Origin of the sequence: Nonomuraea maritima (genome assembly GCF_900100395.1) — a bacterium.
GTDB lineage: Bacteria > Actinomycetota > Actinomycetes > Streptosporangiales > Streptosporangiaceae > Nonomuraea > Nonomuraea maritima.
Genome location: NZ_FNFB01000002.1, coordinates 397,045 through 417,735, shown reverse-complemented (window position 1 = coordinate 417,735; position 20,691 = coordinate 397,045). Strand labels below are relative to the sequence as shown.

Here is a 20,691-nt window from a genome sequence, read left to right as displayed (position 1 = left end):
CGTGGGCGTCATCGACGACTTCCCGCGAGCGCGCGATTACATTACCGCTCAGATCGACCCCTCGACCCGCGAGCTGTTCGGCCGCTTCGACGCGGGGCATCGGCCGTCCGGTGACGCCGGGGAGCGGCGGATGTTCGGTCGCTGGGTGCAGCTGCGGCTCAGCCTGGGCCACGACGGGGGGCACGACTACGACGACGCCCTGCTCGCGACCGTCCGCGAGGTCGCCGAGGGAGACACGCCCTGGACGTCGCGCGACGTGCGCTTCCTGTGGCATGCCGCCGACGCCCTGATGACCTGGTCGCACACCAACTACCACGAGCTCTACCGCATCCCTCTGGCGGCGATCCAGCATGTCGACCACTCCGAGCGCCGCGAGATTCTCGGCGGTACGCAGCAGTGGTTCAAGTCCTACCACCGCCCCGTGTGGGACGCCCTGCATGACCAGCTCGACCAGGTGCTCACCGAGCCCCCGGCACACGGGCCGGCCGGGGTCGTCCGCAACGTGATCTGGGACGGCGACCCCGTGGCCCAGGCGATGGCCGGCGTCCACGCCTCCCGCCTGGCCGCGCCCGAGGTGCTGCCGCTGCTGCGCCACTGGTCCACCGCCCGCTCCAGCAAGCCCAGCGACAGGTGGCTGAAGACGGCTCGCGCGCTGCTCACCGGAGAGGCTGTCGCGCTGGTCCGCGAGCTGCTCACCATGGTGGCGGCCCACCGCGAGACCAGGATCGACAGAGTCGCCGACAATGGATACGAGTGGACCGAGACCGTCTTCCTGAAGTCGCGCACCGCGATCGCCGTGCGCGGTATGGTCTGGACCTGCGCGCTCATCGACGAGCCATGGGTGCTCGGGCTGCTCGGTGACGTGGCGGTGACCTGCGGTGTCGGCCTCGGCGGCACGGGTGCCAACTGCCGCAGCGAGCTGCTGGCCAACGCCGCCGTCAACGTCTGCGCCCGGCGTGCGGGGCTCGACACGGTGCCTGTCCTGGCCCGCGTCCAGGCCAAGGTGCGCAAGAAGTCGGTGCTGAACAACGTGGCGCGCACGCTCGACGTGGTGGCCGAGGCGGCGGGGCTCAGCCGCGAGCAGCTGCTCGACCGTACGGTGCCGACGTTCGGGCTCGGGCCCGACGGGGTGCGCGAGGAGCGTGTGGGCGACCACGTCCTGCGCCTGCACGCCGACGGCCCAGCGGTGACGTTCGTCAACCGGGCCGGTCGCACGCTCAAGTCGGCTCCTCAGGCGATCCGGCGCGATCCGGCGCTGGCCGAGGCCAGGGCCACGCTGAAGGAGCTGCGGCAGGCGCTGCCCGCCGAGCGGTTCCGGCTGGAACGGGCGCTCATCGAGGAACGCGTGTGGCGGTGGCGCGAGATCACGGAGTTCTTCCTCGATCACCCGGTGACGGGCCTTCATGCGCGCCATCTCATCTGGCAGATCCCGCAGGGCCCCGCCGGGCTGCCGGTCAGGACCGAGGCCGGCTGGGAGCTCAGCGACCCGCGCGGCGTACGTACCCGGCCCGACGCCGACATGTCCGTACACCTGTGGCATCCGATCAGGGAGACCGCCGACGACGTGCGGGCCTGGCGAGACTTCCTGCTGGAGCGGGGGGTGCGGCAACCGTACAAACAGGCCTTCCGCGAGATCTACCTGCTCACGCCGGCTGAGGAGCGCACGCGCACGCACTCCGACCGCTTCGCCGGCCACACGCTGCGCTACGGACAGGCCAAGGCGCTGCTCAACCAGCGCGGCTGGACCGACCTGTCGATCGGCCACTGGGACTACGAGTGCGGTGGCGACCAGGGCGAGGCGGTCAAGGTGCTGTCCGGTTGGCGGGCCCGCTGGGGCATGTACGTCGTGGGCGATCCGGACGAGGACGGATGGGGCACGGCTTCCTTCTGCGCCGCCGAGGACATTCGCTTATACCCGGCCGACGCGACCGGCGTCCGGGGATGGGGCGCGGGGGAGGGGGCGCCGCTGACCGAGGTGCCGCCGCTGGTGCTGTCGGAGGTGTTGCGCGACGCCGACCTCGCCGTGGGGGTGGCGTCGGTCGGACTCGACCAGGTGGCCGTCCGCGGGCACGAGGACTACTGGCACTCGTACGGGTTCGGCGACCTCTCCGAGACCGCGCGGACGCGGCGTGACGTGCTGGTCCGGCTGCTGCCCCGGCTCAAGATCACCGACCGGGTGGAGCTGACCGACCGGTTCCTGCGGGTCCGGGGGGAGCTGCGGACGTACAAGATCCATCTGGGGTCGGGCAACATCCTCATGGAGCCGAACGACGCCTACCTGTGCGTCGTGCCCGGACGCGACACGACGGCCGGGAAGGTGTTCCTGCCCTTCGAGGAGGACGGCGGCATGTTGTCGGTCATCCTGTCGAAGGCGTTCCTACTGGCCGACGACACCGCAATCACCGACCCCTCGATCACCCGCCAGCTCGGGCCCGCGTGACCGGTTCGACGCGGTCGACGTCCACGAGCAGGTGTTCCGGGCCGCGGAGGTTCGGCGGGTGCCGGTACGGCGGCGGGTCGGTGACGAGCCGCGGGTTGACCAGCCGCCCGACGAGCTCGGTGAGCGCGATCTGGGTCTCCGTCCTGGCCAGCGGGGCGCCGAAGCAGTAGTGGATGCCGCCGCCGAAGCCCAGGTGCTGGTTGTCGCGCCGGTCAGGGTCGAACCGGTCGGGGTCGGGGAACCGCTCGGGGTCGCGGCTGCCGGACGCGAGCACCAGGACGATGACGGAGCCCTTGGGGATGGTGGTGCCGCCGATGTCGATGTCGGCCAGCGCCGTCCGCCTGGGGCCCGGCATCTGGATCGGCGGCTCGTAGCGCAGCAGCTCCTCCACCGCGGTGACGACCAGCTCGGGCTCGTGGCGGAGCCGTTCCAGCACGTCGGGATGGCGCAGCAGGGTGAGCATCCCGTTCGTGACCAGGTTGACGGTGGTCTCGTGCCCGGCGACGAACAGCAGGCCGGCGGTGCTGAGCAGGTCGGGCCGCGCCATCTCCCCGTCGGTGGCGAGGGCCGACAGCAGGTCGTCGCCAGGGTCGCGCAGATGCGCCTCCACCAGGTCGTCGAAGTAGCGTCCCAGCTCGGCCATGGTCTCGAAGCGCCGCCGGTTGCGTTCGACGATGGTGCCGGTCGTCGGGTCGTTCGTGCCGACGAGCAGCTGCGACCAGGCGTGCAGGCGCTGCTCGTCCGCCTTGGGCACACCGAGCAGCTCGCAGATCACCGTGACCGGGAGCGGGTAGGCGAAGTCGTCCACGATGTCGATCCGGGTGCGGCCGGCGAGCCCGTCGATCAGGTCGGTGACGATCCGGTCGATGCGCGGCGTGAGGCGGCTGATGCGGTCGGGGGAGTGCGGCGGCCCGAAATACTTCATGGCGAGCGACCTGAGCCGGTCGTGGTCGGGCGGGTCGCGGCGGATGAACTCGGGCGGCAGCTGCGGCGCGTGCTCCGGCGGCAGGGCGATGGCCGCGATCTCGGGCACGTTGCGCAGGTCGGAGCTGACCCGCGGGTCGTGCAGCAGGGACACGATCTCGTCGTACGTGCTGACCACGTAACTGCCGTCCGGCTGCCGGGCCACCGGTGTCTTGCGCAGCTCGGGGAACAGCCGGTACGGGTTCGCGCGGTTCGCGTAGTCGAGGAACTGGTCGTACGCGTTGCCGTCGGGCATGGTGTCGTCCTTCCGTTCTCGCGTCAGTCCGCGCGCCCGGGGCCTGCGGTCACCAGCGTGGCCCGCCGCTCGGCCGGGTCGTGGCCGGTCACCACCACGGTGGCGTCATGGAGGGCGGAGATGCGCTGGGGAACCTCCGCCGGCACGGGCTGCACCTTGCCCGGCTTGCCCACCATGTCGAAGGTGGGCGGGAACGGCGCGGCCTGCTCGATCAGGTCGCGGTAGAAGTCCAGCCACATCGCCTGGTCGAAGGTGACGGCGGCGGTGATGCGGCCGTGGTAGCCGTAGACGGCCACGAACCTGCGGTCGGCGACCGAGCCCTGCGTGAAGACGACCTCGTCGGCGAACGTCGGCACCCCGACCGACTTGATGTTGAGGCCGAACTGGGCGGACCAGAAGACCGGCAGCGACAGGTGCGGCCACAGGTCCGAGGAGGCGGCGATCATGTTGTGCGCGGCCACCTGGGCCTGGGCCATCGCGTTCCCCCAGTGCTCCAGGGTGAGGAACTGGTAGCCGTAGACCGGGTGCGGGAACCGCGCCACGTCCCCGGCGACGAAGACGTCGTCGCAGACGATGCCGTTGACGTTGAACGCGCGGCATCCGGCGTCGCAGCCCACGCCCCACACACCGGCGGCCAGTCCCGAGCCCGCCAGCCAGCCGACGTTGCGTTCGGCACCGAGCGCCACCACCGCCACGTCCGCCTCGACCGTGCTCCCGTCGGACAGCCGCGCCCCGCGCAGCCGCCCGGCCCCGTCTCCTTCCAGCGCGGCCGCTGTGACGCCGCAGCGCAGGTCGACGCCGTGCTCGCGTTGGATGTCGGCGGCGATCGCGCCGACCACGCCGCCGAGCGCCCCGGTCAGCGGCGCCGGGCCCCGGTCGACGAGGGTCACCGCCAGGCCCATGTCCCGGCAGACGGAGGCGATCTCCGAGCCGTTGAAGCCGCCGCCGATCACCAGCACCCGGTTGACGCCCCCGGCCAGCCGGTCGTGGAGCAGGGCCGCGTCATGGCTGTCGCGCAGCACGAACACCCCGTCGAGGGCGGCCTCCGCCGGGTTCGGCCACGGCCGGGCGCGGACGCCGGTGGCGATCAGCAGCCGGTCGTACCCGACCCGTCTGCCGTCGGCGAGCAGGACCTGCTTGGCGGCCAGGTCGAGGCCGGTCGCCGGTGTGCCGAGCAGCCACTTCGCGTGCAGCTCGCCGCGGCGGGGGAGCAGCGTCTGCTGTGCGTTCACCTGACCGGTCAGCACCTGTTTGGACAGCGGAGGACGGTCGTACGGGCGGTCCGGTTCGTCGCCGATCAGGGTCAGCGACCCACGGAAGCCCTGCCTGCGCAGGGTCGCCGCGGCTCGCAGCCCGGCCAGCGAGGCGCCGACGATGACGACGCGTTCCGGCATCCGGCCATGACCGGACGCCTGTGCCGGGAGCGGGCCCAGCTCGTCCACCACCAGGGCCTGGACGGGGCAGGCCGCGGCGGCCCGCAGGACCTGCGCGCGGCGGGAGTCGTCCGGGTTGAGCTCGTACATCAGTGCTTCGTTGCGCGCCATCCGGAAGACGTCGGGCGCGGCGAAGGCGCACTGGCCGTACCCCTGGCAGCGGGTGAGATCGACGACGACCCTCACAGTGACCCCCTCCGAGCTGGAGATCACCGCGGAACGCGGTCGTGGCGAGACCTCTGGGCGCGATGATCCCTTTTGTCGCCTTTTTCATGCTAACCCTGCACGACCTGGGCAAACCTGGGCGCCGTCAGGGCAGCACGACGCCGGCGCCGCCGCGCGCCCCCGAAACGGCCCTGGCCAGCCCGGCGCCGGCCTCCTCCAGCGGGTACGACGCCCCGACGGACATGGTCAGGCGCCCTTCGCCGAGCAGCGCGGCCAGCGCGGCCAGCCGATCACCGTCCGGGTGCACGTACAGGTCCACCATCGTGATGTCGCGCTCGCGCGCGGGCAGGCCGGAAGTGATCGTCACCAGGCAGCCGCCGTCGGCCACGGCGTCCACCGCCTGGGCCGCGCCACCACGTACGGCGTTGGCCGCCGCCGCGACGCCGCCCCCGGAGAGCCGGCGGACCTCCTGCAACCAGGAGGCGTCGTGATAGTCGAGCACCTCCTGCGCGCCCGCGGCGAGGACGCGTTCCCGTCCGGACGGACCGGCCGTCGCCAGCACCCGCAGCCCGCGCAGCGCGGCGAGCTCCACCAGGAGGATCCCGGTGACGCCGCCCGCGCCGTGCACCAGCAGCGTCCCGCCCTCGGGGACGTGCTCCGACACGCACTCCAGCACCTGGTCGGCGGTCAGCGCGGGCACGGGGAACGCCCCCGCCACCTCCCACGACACGTTCGGGGGCCTGCGCGCGACCAGCGCGGCGGGCGCGATCAGCAGCTCGGCCCAGGCGCCCTGCCCGCGCAGCGGCAGGGGGTGCGTCATGACCTCGTCGCCCACGGCGACACCGGTCACCTCGTCGCCCACCGCGACGATCCGGCCGGCCGCCTCGACGCCGAGCGCCAGAGGCGGGCCGATCCCGACGTCCCAGCCGCCGGTGCGGACGATGTCGTCCCAGTTCCCGACACCGGCCGCCACCACCTCCACCAGCACTTCGTCCGCGATGAGCGGGCGCGGATCGGGAAGGTCAAGCACCTCCACCGCACCCCCGTCCGCCGGACCCCGGCACCGCGCATCGCAGCCCCCTCTCCCCGTTCCCGCCTACCCCACAGCAGCGACGTACGATCACGTCGCCCAGCATGGGCCGCCCGGTGCTGGGCGACACTTGGTGCGACGTCGTCAAGACCACCGTGTACGGCGCCTCCGCCCCGGCAGGCCGACCTGGTGGCCGCCTGGGAGGTCTACCGGGACCACATGGGCGCCCACGACGTCCCGAGCACGCTGCTCGGCGTCACCGTGCTCGGCTACGCCGACCAGCTCGTCGAGGTCGAGGCCGTCGCGGTCCTCCCCGCCGACCGCTGACCCCCGCCTGCCGTCCCCGGCCCGCAGACGCAGGACGGGGACGGCAGGGCCGGGGGTCGGTCAGACGGCGAACACCTGCGAGTCGTCCGCGAACGCCTTGAACTCCAGGGCGTTGCCCGCCGGGTCGAGCAGGAACATCGTCCACTGCTCACCTGGCTGCCCCTCGAACCGCAGGTACGGCTCGATCACGAAGGCCGTGCCGGCCGCACGGAAGCGGTCCGCCAGTTCATGAAATTCCGGAATCGTCAGGATCAGCCCGAAGTGCGGGACGGGCACGTCATGGCCGTCCACCGGGTTGTGCACCCGCTCGGTGCGGGTGGGTGCGAGATGGGTGACGAACTGGTGCCCGTGCAGGTTCCAGTCGACCCACTTGTCGGAGCTGCGGCCCTGGGCACAGCCGATCAACTCACCGTAGAAGTGACGGGCGGCGTCCAGGTCGTCGACGGGGACGGCGAGGTGGAAGCGGGGGAGGGGAGAGGTGGTCATCAAGAGGTCCTTTCCGGCGGGCTTCCGGAACCGGTCAACCGGTCCCAGTCCAGTGTGCGCGCCCCCTTCCCACCCTTCACCGCCACCCCTCCCATGATCGCGCGCCTTGGGCGACTCCCAAGGAGACATGAGGACGTCCGCCCCTCCGATGATCGCGCGCGCTGGGCGACTCCCAAGGACGCCGTCGACCCCGCCCGCATGGACGGAGGGCTACGCGACCTGCTGTCCAGGTGGGGTGAGTGACTGTTGGAGAGGGCGATCGGCGGGGTGGCCGGCCGGTGGGGTGTGGGGCGCTTGGGCGGCGGCGGGCACCGGTCAGGTTTCGGTGAAGGCGGTGGTGAGGTCGTCCGTGGTGGTGACGGTGTGAGCGAAGGTGGGGCCGTTCAGGTCGTGGGCTGCGTGCATCATTTCGGGGGTGTACGCGGCGGTCGCGTCGCGCACCAGCGTCACGTGGTAGCCGAGCTCCATGGCGAAGCGGCCGGTCGACTCGATGCAGGTGTTCGCCAGCAGGCCCACCAGCACGACATGGGTGATGCCGTGCTGCTTGAGCTGGAAGTCGAGGTCGGTGTTGGCGAACCCGCTCTGTGCCCAGTGCTCGCTGACCACCACGTCGCCGGGCTGCGGCTGGAAGTCGGGGTGGAACTCCCCGCCCCAGGTTCCGCGGGCGAAGCTGTGCCGGTCCATGATGGCGCGCTGGGTGGGGTTGGGGTGATCCCAGCTCTCGTAGTCGCCGGGCTCCCAGCGGCGGTGCGGGACGAACACCACCTGCACGCCGGCCTGCCGGGCGGATGCGATCACCGAGCGCAGGTGATCCAGCAGCCCCACCTGCCGCGCCACCGACTCCACGCGTGGCCAGACCTTGCCGCCCTCGGACAGGAAGTCGTTGTACGGGTCCACCAGCAGCACCGCCGTGCGCCGGGGATCATACGCCTGGGACATGGCTCCTGCTCCTCGTTCGGACGGCGAACGGTCGTCCCCAATGGGGGTCAGATGGGTGGGCTGATCGGTTGGGCTACCGCGGCCTTGGCCTGGCGGCTGCGGGCGTCGGCCAGGACCTCGTAGCGGTCGGCGAGCAGAGCGTCGATGGTCTGCTCGGCCACCGTGGCGGCGTCGATCTTCGGGGCGTCGGTCCAGGCGCTCATGTCCGTGTCGACGAAACCCGCATGCACCCCGACCACCAGGGTTCCCTGCCGGTGCAGCGCCTTGCGCAGGGCGTCCGTCAGCGACCACTGGGCGGCCTTCGACGCGGCATACCCGGGGTAGTCCGGCCGGCCGATCCACGACGCCGCCGACAGCATGTTGACCAGGGCCCCGCCACCGTTACGGGCCAGGACGGGAGCGAAGGCCCGGGACACCGCCCAGGTGCCGAAAAAGTTCACCTCCATCGCCTGGCGAGCGCCGTCGAAGGAGCCCTCCAGCAATCCGGTGCTCGTACCGCCGATCCCCGCGTTGTTGACCACGATGGAGACGTCACCGGCGGAGGCCGCGGCCGCCGCGACGCTCTCCTCGTCGGTGACGTCCAGGCGCAGGGCGACGACGTCGGCGTCCGGCACGCTCGCCGGGTCGCGGACGCCGACGTAGACCTTCGCCGCACCGTGGTCGACGAGCGCGCGGGCGAACGCGCGGCCGATACCGCGATTTCCGCCCGTCACCAGGGCGACTGCTCCCTTGACTCGCATGGGTCTTCCTTCTGGTGCCGAAGATGCCGGCTCAGATCAGCTCGGCGAGGTGACGGCCGAGGTCAGTTCGGCGACGTCCTCGTCCGTCAGGTGCAGGCCCGCGGCGGCCACGTTCTGTTCGAGATGCTCGACCGACGACGTACCGGGAATGGGCAGCATGACCGGTGAGCGGTGGAGCAGCCACGCGAGCGCGAGCTGCGACGGCGTGGCCGACAGCCGCGAGGCGACCGACTCGAGCGGCCCACCCGGCTTCGCCAGGCCGCCGGTGGCCAGCGGGAACCACGGGATGAAGGCGATGCCGTGAGCTTCGCAGTGGTCGAGGACGTTCTCGGCCGAGCGGTCGGCCAGGTTGTACAGGTTCTGCACGGAAGCGATCGGGGCGATGGCGCGGGCCTGTTCGATCTGGTCGACGCTCACCTCAGACAGGCCGATGTGCGCGATCTTCCCTTCGTCCTGCAGCGTCTTCAGCTCGCCGATCTGGTCCTCGAGGGGCACTTCCGTGTCGATCCGGTGCAGCTGGAACAGCGGTATCCGGTCGAGGGCGAGGATGCGCAGGCTCATCTCGCACTGCTGACGCAGGTAGGCCGGCTTGCCGAGGGCGGTCCACTTGTGAGGGCCCTGCCGGGTGAACCCAGCCTTCGTGGCGATGACGATGTCGTCGGCGTACGGGGCGAGCGCGCGCCGGAGCAGCGGCTCGGCGACCAACGGGCCGTAGGAGTCGGCGGTGTCGAAGAGATTCACCCCGAGCTCCGCCGCCCGGCGCAGCACCCGTAGGGCATGATCGGGGTCCGACGGAGGCCCCCACACGCCGGGGCCGGTCAGTTGCATGGTTCCGTAACCGAGGCGGTTGACGGGGAGAACGTCGCCGATCATGAACTGGCCGGACGCGTCGGCCCTCACTGCGGTCATCACGGCTTCCTTTCGCTGCCTGGGGTGACGCACTCTGCCTGGGATGACGCAGGAACGCGCCGCACGTAACGGCTCCCGTGCATCACCCCGCCGCCTGCCCGGTGACCCAGCGCCCTACCTCAACGTCCGGCAAAGCCGAGCGCTTGAGCGGCCGTCAGCGATCAGGGCGTTCGCGGAGAGGGAGCCGGGAGTTGAGGCGGGCGGCCTGGCGGGTCAGGTGGTCGCGTTCGGCGAGGGTGGGCGCCTTGTAGGCCGCCTCGGCGTACAGGCGTGCCGCCGTCGTCGCGTCGCCCGCGCGTTCGTGCAGGTACGCCGCCACCGCCGGGTGGCGGGGCAGCGAGTCGTCCAGGGTCGCGAGTTCGGCCAGCCCTGCGTGTGGCCCGTCGGCCTCGCCGACGGCCACCGCGCGGTTGAGCCGGACGATCGGGCTGCCGGTCAGCCGCAGGAGTTCGTCGTACCACTCGACGATCTGCACCCAGTCCGTCTCCTCGGCGGTGGGCGCGTCGGCGTGGAGCGCCGCGATGGCGGCCTGGGCCTGGTACTCGCCCAGCCGGTCGCGGGCGAGGGCCGCCTGCAGGATCGCGACGCCCTCGGCGATCAACATGGTGTCCCAGCGGCCGCGGTCCTGCTCGGCGAGCGGTACGAGACTGCCGTCGGGGGCGGTCCTGGAGGCGCGCCGGGCGTGGTGCAGCAGCATGAGGGCGAGCAGCCCCGCGACCTCCGGGTGATCGTACCCGGCCGCGAGATGCCGGACGAGCCGGATCGCCTCGGCGGCGAGGTCGACGTCGCCCGAGTAGCCCTCGTTGAAGACCAGGTAGAGGACGCGCAGCACGGTGGCGACGTCGCCGGGCCGGTCGAACCGCACGCCGGAGACCGTTCGCTTGGCCCGGCTGATGCGCTGCGCCATGGTGGCCTCGGGCACCAGGTAGGCCCGGGCGATCTGGCGGGTGGTCAGGCCGCCGACGGCGCGCAGGGTGAGCGCCACCGCGGACGACGGCGTCAGCGACGGGTGGGCGCACAGGAAGTAGAGCTGGAGCGTGTCGTCCACGGCGGGGGTGGGGCCGGGCGCGGGTTCCTCGTCGGTGGCGCTCTCCCGCCGGCGGCGGGAGAGCTCCGCCCGGGTCGTGTCGAGGAACCGGCGCCAGGCCACGGTGACCAGCCAGCCCTTGGGGTCGCGCGGCGGCTCGTCCGGCCAGACGCGGACCGCCTCCACCAGGGCGTCCTGCACGGCGTCCTCGGCCGCCGCGAAATCGGCTCCACGCCGGACGAGGATCGCGAGCACGCTCGGAGTGAGGCTCCTGAGCAGGGCTTCATCCATCAGATCCTCCCGAGGGGACCGTCGCCTTGAGGCGACGGGGGAATCGGGAGCGGGAGGGCCGTCAAGGCCCGAGCGTGCAGTGACAGAACCTCGGAAATTGTCGCACCTCCGGATACGATTGCTTTCGTGCTTTCGGGCATCGGTCAGGGCTTGGCCGTCGTCTCCCGCGCAAGCGGGGCGAGAAGCCGCTCTCTTCAGGGAGCGGAGGAGTCACCTGAGCAGGTCACTCCGTGAAAGTGGTCGGTACGGGCCGGGGGCGGGGCTCCCGGGAGCGGGCACTCCGCGCGGGCGGTGGCTGGGCTCCCGGGAGGGAGCCGGTCACTCCGTGATGGTGGGAGGGGCGTAGAGGAAGGGGCGGAGTTCGAGCCACTCGTGGATGGGCTCGCCGTCCTTGCCCGGGGCGGCCGAGAGCTCGCCGGCCAGTTCGACGGCGCGCTCGTAGCTGTCGACGTCGATCACCATCCAGCCCGCGATGAGGTCCTTGGTCTCGGCGAACGGGCCGTCGGTGACCGGCGGCCGCCCCTCGCCGTCGTACCGCACCCACGTACCCTCGGGCGCGAGCGCCTGACCGTCGACGAACTCGCCGCTCTTCTCCAGCCGGGCCGCGAAGTCGTTCATGTACTGGATGTGGGCCGAGATCTCCTCCGGCGTCCACCGGTCCATGGGGACGTTGTTGACCGCCTCCGGAGCGCCGCGGTAGTGCTTGAGCAGCAGGTACTTCGCCATGGTGTCTCTCCTCAGTGTCGGTGCGACCCCATTGTGGTCGCGCTTCACCACCAGGGACGGAGCCGGTCACAGGTTCTCGACATCACCCGCGAACTTTTTTTCCCCGAGTTCGCAGGGCAGCGAGACCACGACGACGAGACCGCCGCCCTCCCGGGGCCTGGCGCGTACGTCGCCGCCGTGCGCCACCGCCACCGACCGCACGATCGACAGGCCGAGCCCCGCGCTCGTCCCCGTCACGGGACGCTCAGGCGTGGCCCGGTGGAAGGGCTTGAACAGCAGCGGCACGTCGTACGGCGCCACGTCAGGCCCGGTGTTGCTCACCTCCACCTCGACCTTCCCACCAGAGACGGTACGGCTCGCCACCCGCACCCACCCGTCGCCGACGTTGTACCGCAGGCCGTTCTCCACGAGGTTGTGCACGAGCCGTTCGAGCAGCAGCGCGTCGCCGGCGGCGGGCGCGGGTTCGGCGACCTCGTGCACGGTCACCCCGGCCGCGGTGGCGTCCGCGGCCGTCTGGGCGACGACGTGCGTCACCACGTCGGCGAGGTCGACCGGCGAGCGGTCCGCGACCTCCTGCTCCGACCGGGCGAGCAGCAGCAGCCCGCTGATGAGCCCCTCGTGGCGGGCGTTGATCTGCAGCAGGCTCTCGCCCAGCTCCTTGACGTCGGCGGACGCCGTACGGCGGTGCATGGCCAGCTCGACCAGCGCCCGGTTGAGCGTCAGCGGGGTGCGCAACTCGTGGGAGGCGTTGGCGACGAACCGGCGCTGCCCGTCGAAGGAGTGGTCGAGCCGCTCCACCATGGTGTCGAACGCGTCGGCCAGGTCCTTGACCTCGTCAGGAGGGCCGCCCAGCGCGATGCGCTCGTGCAGGCCGCGTTCGGCCATGGGCGCCGCGGCGATCTTGCGGGCGGTCTCGGTGACGAGACGGAGCGGGGCCAGTACGCGTCCGGCCACCACCCAGCCGAGCCCCATGGCCACGCCGGCGACCATGACGAGTGCGATCAGCCCTTCGGTCAGGAGCGAGGTGACGGCGGCGCCGTGCAGCTCCAGCTCCTGCTGCCGCAGCCACTCGACCGCCGCGTCGCCGCTGAGCCGGACGCCGTCCTTCAACAGGAAGATCTGCTTGGAGTGGCCGGGCGCGGCGACGTAGCGGTTGTCGAACGACCGGTTGAGCTGCTGCTCGAACAGCACGTACGTGACCCCGAGCAGCAGCAGCCCGGCGGCGAGGAAGAGGGCGCCGTACACGAGGGTGAGCCGCAGCCGCAGGCTGCGCCGCCCGTGAGCGGCCCAGCGCCGCACCAGGGGCGCGCTCATGGAATCCGGTACCCCACGCCCGGCACGGTCTCCACGACCGGCGGGTCGGCGAGCTTGCGGCGCAGCTTGAGCACGGTGAGCCGGACGGCGCCGGTGAACGGGTCGGCGTGCTCGTCCCAGGCCTTCTCCAGGAGCTGCTCGGACGAGACCACGCCGCCGCCGGCCCGCATCAGCTCGGTCAGCACCGCGAACTCCTTCTTCGACAGCGGTACGAAACGCCCGTTCCTGAACACCTCCCGGCGGGACGGGTCGAGCGTGATCCCGGCCCGGCGCAGCACCGGCGGCGCCGCGGGCCGGGAGCGCCGCCCGAGCGCCAGCACCCGCGCGGCCAGCTCGGGGAACGCGAACGGCTTCGTCAGGTAGTCGTCGGCCCCCAGGGACAGCCCGCCCACCCGGTCGTCGAGCTGGGCGGCGGCCGTCAGCATGAGCACTCTCGCGTCCACCCCCGACGCGACCATCTCCCGGCAGACGTCGTCGCCGTGCACGCGCGGGAGGTCGCGGTCGAGCACGACCACGTCGTAGTCGTTGACCGCGATCCGCTCCAGCGCGGTCTCGCCGTCGTGGGCGAGGTCGACCGCGTGGGTGTCCTCGCGCAGCCATTCGGCGATCGCGTCGGCGAGCATCGGCTCGTCCTCCACCACCAGCACCCGCATCGGCGTTCAGATCCCTTTCCGTGCTCTCACCGAGCCGAGTGTGGCCGAGGCGACATGTGCTCGAGGTAAACGAGCGGCGGAAACGCTGAGGAAACAGGCTCGCCTCTTGCATCTCCTCTCGAAGGAGTTCCATCGACGAAGGAGAGTTCCATGCGAGGACGTGTCCTCGGCGCGCTGGCGCCGGTCGCGCTCGTTCTGTTCCTGGGCGGCTGCGGCGCGGACGGCGGGGGAGAGACCGGCGTGGCCACGCTGACCGGGGCGGGCGGCCAGGCGGCCGCGAGCGCGGCGCCCGGTGACGACCCGCACGACAAGGCGCTCAAGTTCGCCCAGTGCATGCGCGAGAACGGCGTGGACGTCCCGGACCCGGAGCCCGGCAAGGGCCTCATGATGCGGTTCGACAAGAACACGCCGCGCGAGAAGGTCGAGGCGGCCCAGCAGGCCTGCAAGGCGTACGCCCCGAGCGGCGACCGGGCGGGCGGCGGCGGCGAACGCGGCGAGGCGCTGCGCAAGCTCGCCCAGTGCATGCGTGACAACGGCGTCGAGAGCTACCCCGACCCCGAGGGCGGCATGATGCGCATCACCGGCAAGGTCGGCAGCGACCCCGACTTCGAGGCCGCCCGCGAGAAGTGTCAGAAGGAGTCGGCCGAGGCCGGTATGGGAGATGTCCGATGAGCTCGGTCACCTCCCTCGACGGGCGGCCGCCCACGGTCGAGCCGCCGTCCAGGCCGCGCCGCAGGGGCAGGGGCAGGCGGGTCGCCGTCGCCGTCGCCGTGGTGGTCGCGGCAGGTGCGGGCCTGGCAGCGGTGAACGGCGCCGGACTGCTCGACGGGCGCGCCGACCCGGCGGGCGCGTCCGCCGCCCTCCCGCCGGCCACGGCCACGGTCACCCGGGAGACGCTGAAGGACACCAAGGAGGCCGACGGCGAGCTCGGATACGGCCCGGTCACCACGGCCGTGAGCCGCAGACCCGGCACGATCACCTGGCTCCCCGCCGCCGGCGCCACGGTCTCGCGCGGCAGGTCGCTCTACCGCGTCGACGCCGAGCCCGTCCTGCTTCTGTACGGCGACACCCCCGCCTACCGTGACCTGAGGGTCGGCACGGAGGGCCCGGACGTCGAGAGCCTGGAACGCAACCTCGGCAAGCTCGGCTACGACGGGTTCACCGTGGACGACGAGTACACCTGGGACACCGCCGAGGCGGTCATGCGGTGGCAGGACGACCGCGGTCTCGATCAGACCGGCGTGGTCGAGCTGGGCCGCGTCGTCTTCGCACCGGGCCGCGTACGGGTGGAGAGCCTCGGCACCGAGGAAGGCCGGCCGGTCGCGCCCGGCCAGGAGGTGCTGACGTACACGGGCACGTCCAAGGTCGTCACCGTACGGATGGACGCCGAGGACCAGCGGCTGGCGAAGAAGGGCGCCGAAGTGGAGGTGACACTGCCGGACGGGAGGACCACTGACGGGAAGGTCACCGAGGTCGCCACGGTGGTCGTGCCGGGCGAGGGTCAGAACGCCGAGCCGGAGACCCGGGTGGAGGCGCTCGTCAGGATCGGTGACGCCGACGCCACCCGCGGGCTCGACCGGGCGGCGGTGGACGTGACGTTCACGGCGTCGCAGCGCGCGGACGTGCTGACGGTGCCGGTCGCGGCGCTGGTGGCGCTCCGGGAGGGCGGGTTCGGCGTGGAGGTCGTCGAGAACGGTTCGACCCGGTACGTCGGGGTCGAGACCGGGCTGTTCGCCGGAGGCCGCGTCGAGGTCAGCGGTGACGGGCTCACCGAGGGCATGACCGTGGGGATGCCGCGATGACGTACCCGATGATCGAACTGACGGACGTGTCGCGGACGTACCCGGGCGGGGTGGCCGCGCTTGCGTCGGTGTCGCTGCGGATCGGCCACGGTGAGCTGGTGGCGATCGTGGGGCCGTCCGGTTCGGGGAAGTCCACCATGCTGAACGTCGCCGGCACGCTCGACCGGCCCTCCTCGGGGACCGTCCGCATCGACGGGTACGACGTGTCGGAGCTGGACGACGACCAGTTGTCGGCGTTGCGGGCGACGGCGATCGGGTTCGTCTTCCAGTCGTTCCACCTCGCGGCGAGGGTCACGGCGCTGGACAACGTGGCCGAGGGCCTCATCTACACGGGGCTCGGCCGGGCCGAGCGGCGCGAGCGCGCGGCGCAGGCGCTGGAACGGGTGGGGCTCGGGCACCGCCTCGGCCACGAGCCGCACGAGCTGTCGGGCGGCGAGCGGCAGCGCGTGGCCATAGCCAGGGCCGTTTCCGGCGGGCCGCCGCTGCTGCTGGCCGACGAGCCCACGGGAGCCCTCGACTCGGTCGCGGGCGCAGGGGTGATGGACCTGCTGCACGAACTGAACGCGTCCGGCACGACGATCGTCATCATCACCCACGACCGCGAGATCGCCGCCGGCCTCCCTCGGCAGATAGCGATGCGCGACGGCACCATCGTGTCCGACTCCGCCGCCGAACCCGAGCTGGGAGCCGAGCCCGCCCCCGCAGCCGGGGGCCATGGCGAGTGGTCGGGGGTTCGGTGATGGGGGTCAGGCGGCCGGAGCCGGTGCCGGCTCGTCTGCGGGCGCGGGACGTGCTGCGCGTCGGCGCGGTCGGGCTGCGGACGCGGCCGTTGCGGGCGTTCCTGTCGGGGCTGGGCATCGCGATCGGCATCGCGGCCATGGTGGCCGTGGTCGGGATCTCGTCCTCGTCAGGGGCGGAGCTCGACCGCAGGCTGTCGGCGCTGGGCACCAATCTGCTCACGGTCTCGCCTGGCACGTCGCTGCTGGGCGAGCAGGCCCAGCTACCGGCGGACGCCGAGGCGATGATCGAACGGATCGGCCCCGTACGGCAGGTCTCCTCGGTCGGCGAGGTGTCCGGGGCCAAGGTCTACCGTTCGGAGCGCATCCCGGAGGCGCAGACCGGCGGCATCAGCACGTACGCCGCCCGTCTCGACCTGCCGGCCACGGTCGGCGCGACCCTGCGGCACGGCACCTGGCTGAACGCCGCCACGGAACGCTATCCGGCCGCCGTGCTGGGCGCGGACGCCGCGCGGCGGCTCGGCGTCGGCGCGGTGGGGCCGGAGACGCAGGTCGTGGTGGGCGGCGTCCGCTTCACGGTCGTCGGCGTCCTTGACCCCGTGGCGCTGGCCGCGGAACTGGACAGTGGGGTGTTCGTCGGCCGTCCCGTGGCCGAGGAGCGCCTCGGTTTCGACGGCCGTCCGACCACGCTCTACACCCGCTCGGACGAGTCCCGGCTGGAGGACGTACGCGCGGTGCTGGCCGCCACCGCGAACCCGCAGGCCCCGAACGAGGTGGACGTCTCGCGCCCGTCGGACGCCCTGGCCGCCAAGCAGGCGAGCAGCCAGGCGTTCGCGAACCTGCTGCTGGGCGTCGGCGCGGTGGCGCTGCTCGTCGGGGGAGTCGGGGTGGCGAACACGATGGTGATCTCGGTGCTGGAACGGCGGGCGGAGATCGGCCTGCGGCGTGCGCTCGGGGCGACCCGGGGGCAGGTCCGCACGCAGTTCCTGGCCGAGTCGCTGCTGCTGTCCGCGCTGGGCGGCGCCGGCGGAGTCCTGCTCGGGGCGGGCGTGACGACGGGGTACGCGCTGTCCAGCGGCTGGCCATCGGTGGTGCCGGCCTGGGCCACGGCGGGCGGCCTCGCCGCCACGCTCCTGGTCGGCGCGGTGGCCGGCCTCTACCCGGCCGTCCGCGCCTCCCACCTCTCCCCGACAGAGGCCCTCGCCGCCACCTGAGCCCGCCACCTGAGCCCGCCACCTGAGCCCGCCACCTGAGCCCGCCACCTGAGGACGCCCGCCGACGAGCTCAGCCACAAGAGGACGCGCTACCAAGATGCGGGCCAGTGCTCCGGCCTTCAGGCCGGGGGTGAAGGCCCGCGCGGGAGGGCCTCCAGGCCCGAGCGTGCTCTGAGTCGCACCGCTAGCCTACAGAAAGTTGATCATTTCAATTTCGCCGCCAGATCTGCGGATCAGCACTTCCCCGCCTTGGGCGCGTACCTCTTCGAGGTAGGCGTACACCTGGAGTGCGCGGTTCACGGTGTCGGTCTTGGTGTGGCCGGTCAGCTCGGATGCCTTGGCCAACGCTTCAGCGCCGCGTTGGACCAGGTTTACCGTCAGGCGTTCATAAGGGCTCATGCGCCTATCGTACATATGATGAGCGCACGCATGGGGTATGATCTACCTTGTGCAGCTTCGGTACAACTTCCGCCTCTACCCGACGCCGGGCCAGCGTCAAGCGCTGGCCAAGGCGTTCGGGTGTGCGCGGACGGTGTACAACGACGGGCTGCGCGCAAGGCAGGAAGCTCGCGAGAACGGTCTGCCGTACATCTCGGACGGGGACCTGTCCAAGCGGGTGATCACGCAGGCGAAGAAGACGCCGGAACGCGCCTGGCTTTCCGATGTGTCCGCAGTGGTGTTGCAGCAGGCGCTGGCCGACCTGAACACCGCCTACCGCAACTTCTTCGCCTCACTCACCGGCAAGCGCAAGGGGCCGAAGATCGCCCCGCCCCGCTTCCGGTCGCGCAAGGACAACCGGCAAGCGATCCGGTTCACCAAGAATGCTCGGTTCGCGATCACCCCTGGCGGGAAGCTGCGCTTGCCGAAGGTCGGCGACGTGCCGATTCGTTGGTCCCGAGACCTGCCCGCCGAGCCGTCATCAGTGACGGTGATCAAGGACGCCTCAGGGCGGTACTTCGCGAGCTTCGTGGTGGAGATGGCCGGCAGGCCGCTGCCAGAAGTGGCACCCGAGGTGGGCATCGACCTGGGTCTCACGCACTTCGCGGTCCTGTCGGACGGCCGGAAGGTGGACAACCCGCGCCTGCTGCGCCGCACGGAGCGGCGTCTGCACAAGGCGCAGCAAGCGCTGAGCAGGAAAGACAAGGGCTCGGCGAACCGGGCCAAGGCCAAACTGAAGGTCGCCAAGGCTCACGCCAGGGTGGCCGACGCGCGCCGCGACTTCGCACACAAGCTCTCCACGCAGATCATCCGCGACAACCAAGCGGTGTACGTGGAGAACCTGTCCGTGAGGGGTCTGGCCCGCACGAGGCTGGCCAGGTCGGTGCACGACGCGGGCTGGTCCCAGTTCGTGAACATGCTGGAGTACAAGGCGAAACGGTACGGTCGAACCTTCGCCAAGATCGACCGGTGGTTCCCGTCGTCGAAGCTGTGCTCGGCCTGCGGGATGGTCGCCGAGTCGATGCCACTGAACATCCGTTCGTGGACCTGCCCATGCGGCGCGGTCCACGACCGGGATGTCAACGCCGCGATCAACATCCTGGCCGCTGGACGGGCGGACAGGCTAAACGCCTGCGGAGGGACCGTAAGACCCGCCGCCTAGCGGAGGGCAGAACCCGGTGAAACAGGAAGCCGCAGAGGTGTCGCAGACGCGGCACAGGCTGAATCCCCGGCCTTCAGGCCGGGGAGCGCGTCAAGGTCGCCAGCGTCGCAGGTCGGTCTCCTTCTCGTACGGCTGTGGGTCCGGGTAGGTCAGGAGTTCGAGCGTCGAGCCCCATGGGGTGCGGCAGTAGACGTAGCGGTTGTGGGGGCCGGCCTCGGGGCCCGGCAACGGGACGGGCTCCGACAGCGCGGTCCCGCCCGCCGAGATGACCCGCCGCAGCGCCTCGTCGAGATCGTCCACGTACAGGGCGAGGTGTTGCCAGCCCAGGTCGCAGGGCAGGACGGGGTCGAGCCGGCGCGGCCCCGCGAACTCGAACAGCTCGATCCCGGGCCCGTTCGGCAGGCGGAGCATGCGCACGGCGAGCTCCTCCGTCCCCTGGGGGACGCCGAGCCGACGCTCGGTCGCCCACCCTCCCTTGGGGCCCTGCTCCCGGGGGAGGGTGTCGTGGAGCACCTCGGCCCCGAACGCGCGGGCGAAGAACGCGGTCGCCGCGTCCAGGTCGGGCACGGTCACCCCGATGTGGTCGATGCCGCGTACGGTCATGCCGCCTCCTGTCGCTCAGGTGAGCCTGCTGCGGAGCCTGCCGGTCAGGCCGAGGTGGTCGAGGCAGCGTCCGAGGCCCAGCGCCACGGACTCCAGCGGGCGTTCTGCCGGGCGCACCGGCATGCGCAGGTGCTCGCGCAGCCGCCGCCCGAGTCCGGGCAGCAGCGCCCCGCCGCCGACCAGGACGGCTCCGCGTTCGCCGAGGTCGGCGGCCAGTTCGGCGGGGCACCTCGCGACGGTCTCCTCCGCGATCCTGGCGATGGGACCGGCGGGTTGCGCGGCGACCTCGCAGAGCAGGCGTACGGGCAGGGCCAGCACGCGCTCGCGGCCGGTGTCCGGGTCGCGGGCGTGCACGGGGACGATCTCGCCGTCCGCCGGCCGCGGCGCGGCGCCGGCCCGCATCTTGGCGGCCTCGGCCTCGAACTCGTCGAGCGCGAGCCCGTGCTCGCGTTCGACGAGGCGGGCGATGGCCCGGTCCATGGCCCGCCCTCCGTAAGGGACGGAGCCGTGCGCCACCACCATGTCGCCGGAGAGCACGGCGACGCGCGTGGCGTGCCGTCCGATGTCGATGATCATTTGCCCGGAGCGGTCGCCGGAGGGCAGGCCCGCGCCGAGCGCCGCCGCGAGCGCCTGCGGCACGAGGACGATGTCCCTGGCCTGCGCCTCGTACGCCATGTCGTGCAGCGCGGCCCGCGCCATGGGCGTGGAGTCGCCGGGCAGCGCCATGACCAGCCGCGGCCGGGCGTACGGACGCCAGTGCACCTTGCGCGTGAAGTGCCGCACCAGGCGCTGGGCGAGTTCGGCGTCGGCGGGCAGGCCGCCGTTGACCGGCCAGTGCGTCTCGCCGCGGCCGTCGCCGACCGCCTCCGCGCCGAAGGCGATGACCTTGCCCGTACGGCGGTCGAGCAGGACGGCGGAGGGCTCGTCGAGCACGATGCCCTTGCGTTTGATGTAGATCCTTGTGCGCGCCGCCCCCAGGTCCACTGCCAGGTCGCGGCCGAGGATGCTCATTGTCCGAAATGGGGCTTGTGCGTCA

20 protein-coding genes and 1 pseudogene are annotated in these 20,691 nt (G+C 72.0%); 7 read left to right on the top strand and 14 right to left on the bottom strand.

The annotated features are described in order from the left end of the window. Nucleotide 1: 1 nt before the first annotated feature. Nucleotides 2-2,440, top strand: coding sequence for a DUF4132 domain-containing protein (locus BLR04_RS05570; protein WP_090760245.1), 2,439 nt, complete (start codon nt 2-4; stop codon nt 2,438-2,440). On the opposite strand, the gene BLR04_RS05565 is transcribed toward BLR04_RS05570, so the two are convergent. From BLR04_RS05565 to BLR04_RS05555, 3 genes are all read right to left on the bottom strand, one after another. Continuing rightward, on the bottom strand, nt 2,415-3,659 hold the full coding sequence (locus tag BLR04_RS05565) for a cytochrome P450 (RefSeq protein ID WP_090760243.1): 1,245 nt from the start codon (nt 3,657-3,659) through the stop codon (nt 2,415-2,417). The genes BLR04_RS05570 and BLR04_RS05565 overlap by 26 nt on opposite strands. Nucleotides 3,660-3,682: 23 nt before the next feature. Beyond that, complete coding sequence (locus tag BLR04_RS05560; protein WP_090760774.1) at nt 3,683-5,278, bottom strand: FAD-dependent oxidoreductase; 1,596 nt, start codon at nt 5,276-5,278, stop codon at nt 3,683-3,685. Nucleotides 5,279-5,402: 124 nt separating this feature from the next. Continuing rightward, nucleotides 5,403-6,287: an NADP-dependent oxidoreductase gene (locus tag BLR04_RS05555; protein WP_176902950.1), complete on the bottom strand. Its 885-nt coding sequence runs from the start codon at nt 6,285-6,287 to the stop codon at nt 5,403-5,405. Between the two features lie 131 nt (nt 6,288-6,418). Between BLR04_RS05555 and BLR04_RS05550 the strand changes: the two are divergent. Next, nucleotides 6,419-6,614, top strand: a pseudogene (locus BLR04_RS05550) (RidA family protein); the annotation flags it as partial. A 60-nt stretch (nt 6,615-6,674) separates the two neighbouring features. Here the strand turns inward: BLR04_RS05550 and BLR04_RS05545 are convergent. The 8 genes from BLR04_RS05545 to BLR04_RS05510 form a co-directional block, all read right to left on the bottom strand. Continuing rightward, entirely contained in the window at nt 6,675-7,100 is a 426-nt protein-coding gene (locus tag BLR04_RS05545) for a VOC family protein (protein ID WP_090760239.1), read from the bottom strand. A 315-nt stretch (nt 7,101-7,415) separates the two neighbouring features. Continuing rightward, nucleotides 7,416-8,039, bottom strand: a complete 624-nt coding sequence (locus tag BLR04_RS05540; protein WP_090760237.1) for a cysteine hydrolase family protein — start codon at nt 8,037-8,039, stop codon at nt 7,416-7,418. A gap of 47 nt (nt 8,040-8,086) precedes the next feature. Next, nucleotides 8,087-8,779, bottom strand: a complete 693-nt coding sequence (locus tag BLR04_RS05535) for an SDR family oxidoreductase (protein WP_090760235.1) — start codon at nt 8,777-8,779, stop codon at nt 8,087-8,089. A 36-nt stretch (nt 8,780-8,815) separates the two neighbouring features. Next, nucleotides 8,816-9,688: an aldo/keto reductase gene (locus tag BLR04_RS05530; RefSeq protein WP_090760233.1), complete on the bottom strand. Its 873-nt coding sequence runs from the start codon at nt 9,686-9,688 to the stop codon at nt 8,816-8,818. A 154-nt stretch (nt 9,689-9,842) separates the two neighbouring features. Further along, nucleotides 9,843-11,006, bottom strand: coding sequence for an RNA polymerase sigma factor (locus BLR04_RS05525; protein ID WP_090760231.1), 1,164 nt, complete (start codon nt 11,004-11,006; stop codon nt 9,843-9,845). Nucleotides 11,007-11,324: 318 nt separating this feature from the next. Continuing rightward, nucleotides 11,325-11,732 carry a YciI family protein gene (locus BLR04_RS05520; RefSeq protein ID WP_090760229.1) on the bottom strand — a complete coding sequence of 136 codons (408 nt, stop codon included), beginning with the start codon at nt 11,730-11,732 and terminating at the stop codon, nt 11,325-11,327. A gap of 66 nt (nt 11,733-11,798) precedes the next feature. Beyond that, on the bottom strand, nt 11,799-13,046 hold the full coding sequence (locus tag BLR04_RS05515) for a sensor histidine kinase (RefSeq protein WP_090760227.1): 1,248 nt from the start codon (nt 13,044-13,046) through the stop codon (nt 11,799-11,801). Next, on the bottom strand, nt 13,043-13,699 hold the full coding sequence (locus tag BLR04_RS05510; protein WP_090760225.1) for a response regulator transcription factor: 657 nt from the start codon (nt 13,697-13,699) through the stop codon (nt 13,043-13,045). The genes BLR04_RS05515 and BLR04_RS05510 overlap by 4 nt, the downstream gene beginning before the upstream one ends. A gap of 150 nt (nt 13,700-13,849) precedes the next feature. Here BLR04_RS05510 and BLR04_RS05505 point away from each other — a divergent pair, with 150 nt between their 5' ends. Genes BLR04_RS05505 through BLR04_RS05490 form a run of 4 tightly spaced genes read left to right on the top strand, consistent with a single transcriptional unit; the run spans nt 13,850 to nt 17,452 of the window. Continuing rightward, the gene (locus BLR04_RS05505) at nt 13,850-14,371 is read left to right on the top strand and encodes a hypothetical protein (protein WP_090760223.1); all 522 of its coding nucleotides are present in this window, start codon (nt 13,850-13,852) and stop codon (nt 14,369-14,371) included. After that, nucleotides 14,368-15,501: a peptidoglycan-binding protein gene (locus BLR04_RS05500; RefSeq protein WP_090760221.1), complete on the top strand. Its 1,134-nt coding sequence runs from the start codon at nt 14,368-14,370 to the stop codon at nt 15,499-15,501. Before BLR04_RS05505 ends, BLR04_RS05500 begins: the two co-directional genes overlap by 4 nt. Next, nucleotides 15,498-16,241 carry an ABC transporter ATP-binding protein gene (locus tag BLR04_RS05495; protein WP_281191303.1) on the top strand — a complete coding sequence of 248 codons (744 nt, stop codon included), beginning with the start codon at nt 15,498-15,500 and terminating at the stop codon, nt 16,239-16,241. The genes BLR04_RS05500 and BLR04_RS05495 overlap by 4 nt, the downstream gene beginning before the upstream one ends. After that, the gene (locus BLR04_RS05490; protein ID WP_090760770.1) at nt 16,241-17,452 is read left to right on the top strand and encodes an ABC transporter permease; all 1,212 of its coding nucleotides are present in this window, start codon (nt 16,241-16,243) and stop codon (nt 17,450-17,452) included. Before BLR04_RS05495 ends, BLR04_RS05490 begins: the two co-directional genes overlap by 1 nt. A gap of 189 nt (nt 17,453-17,641) precedes the next feature. On the opposite strand, the gene BLR04_RS05485 is transcribed toward BLR04_RS05490, so the two are convergent. Continuing rightward, nucleotides 17,642-17,851: a hypothetical protein gene (locus BLR04_RS05485; RefSeq protein WP_218128725.1), complete on the bottom strand. Its 210-nt coding sequence runs from the start codon at nt 17,849-17,851 to the stop codon at nt 17,642-17,644. 49 nt (nt 17,852-17,900) lie between these two features. On the opposite strand from BLR04_RS05485, the gene BLR04_RS05480 reads away from it, so the two are divergent. Then, nucleotides 17,901-19,052, top strand: coding sequence for an RNA-guided endonuclease InsQ/TnpB family protein (locus BLR04_RS05480; protein WP_143021966.1), 1,152 nt, complete (start codon nt 17,901-17,903; stop codon nt 19,050-19,052). Nucleotides 19,053-19,142: 90 nt separating this feature from the next. Here the strand turns inward: BLR04_RS05480 and BLR04_RS05475 are convergent, their stop codons facing one another. Then, entirely contained in the window at nt 19,143-19,655 is a 513-nt protein-coding gene (locus BLR04_RS05475) for a VOC family protein (protein WP_090760216.1), read from the bottom strand. Nucleotides 19,656-19,670: 15 nt separating this feature from the next. Then, entirely contained in the window at nt 19,671-20,666 is a 996-nt protein-coding gene (locus tag BLR04_RS05470; protein WP_090760214.1) for a rod shape-determining protein, read from the bottom strand. Nucleotides 20,667-20,691: the final 25 nt, after the last annotated feature.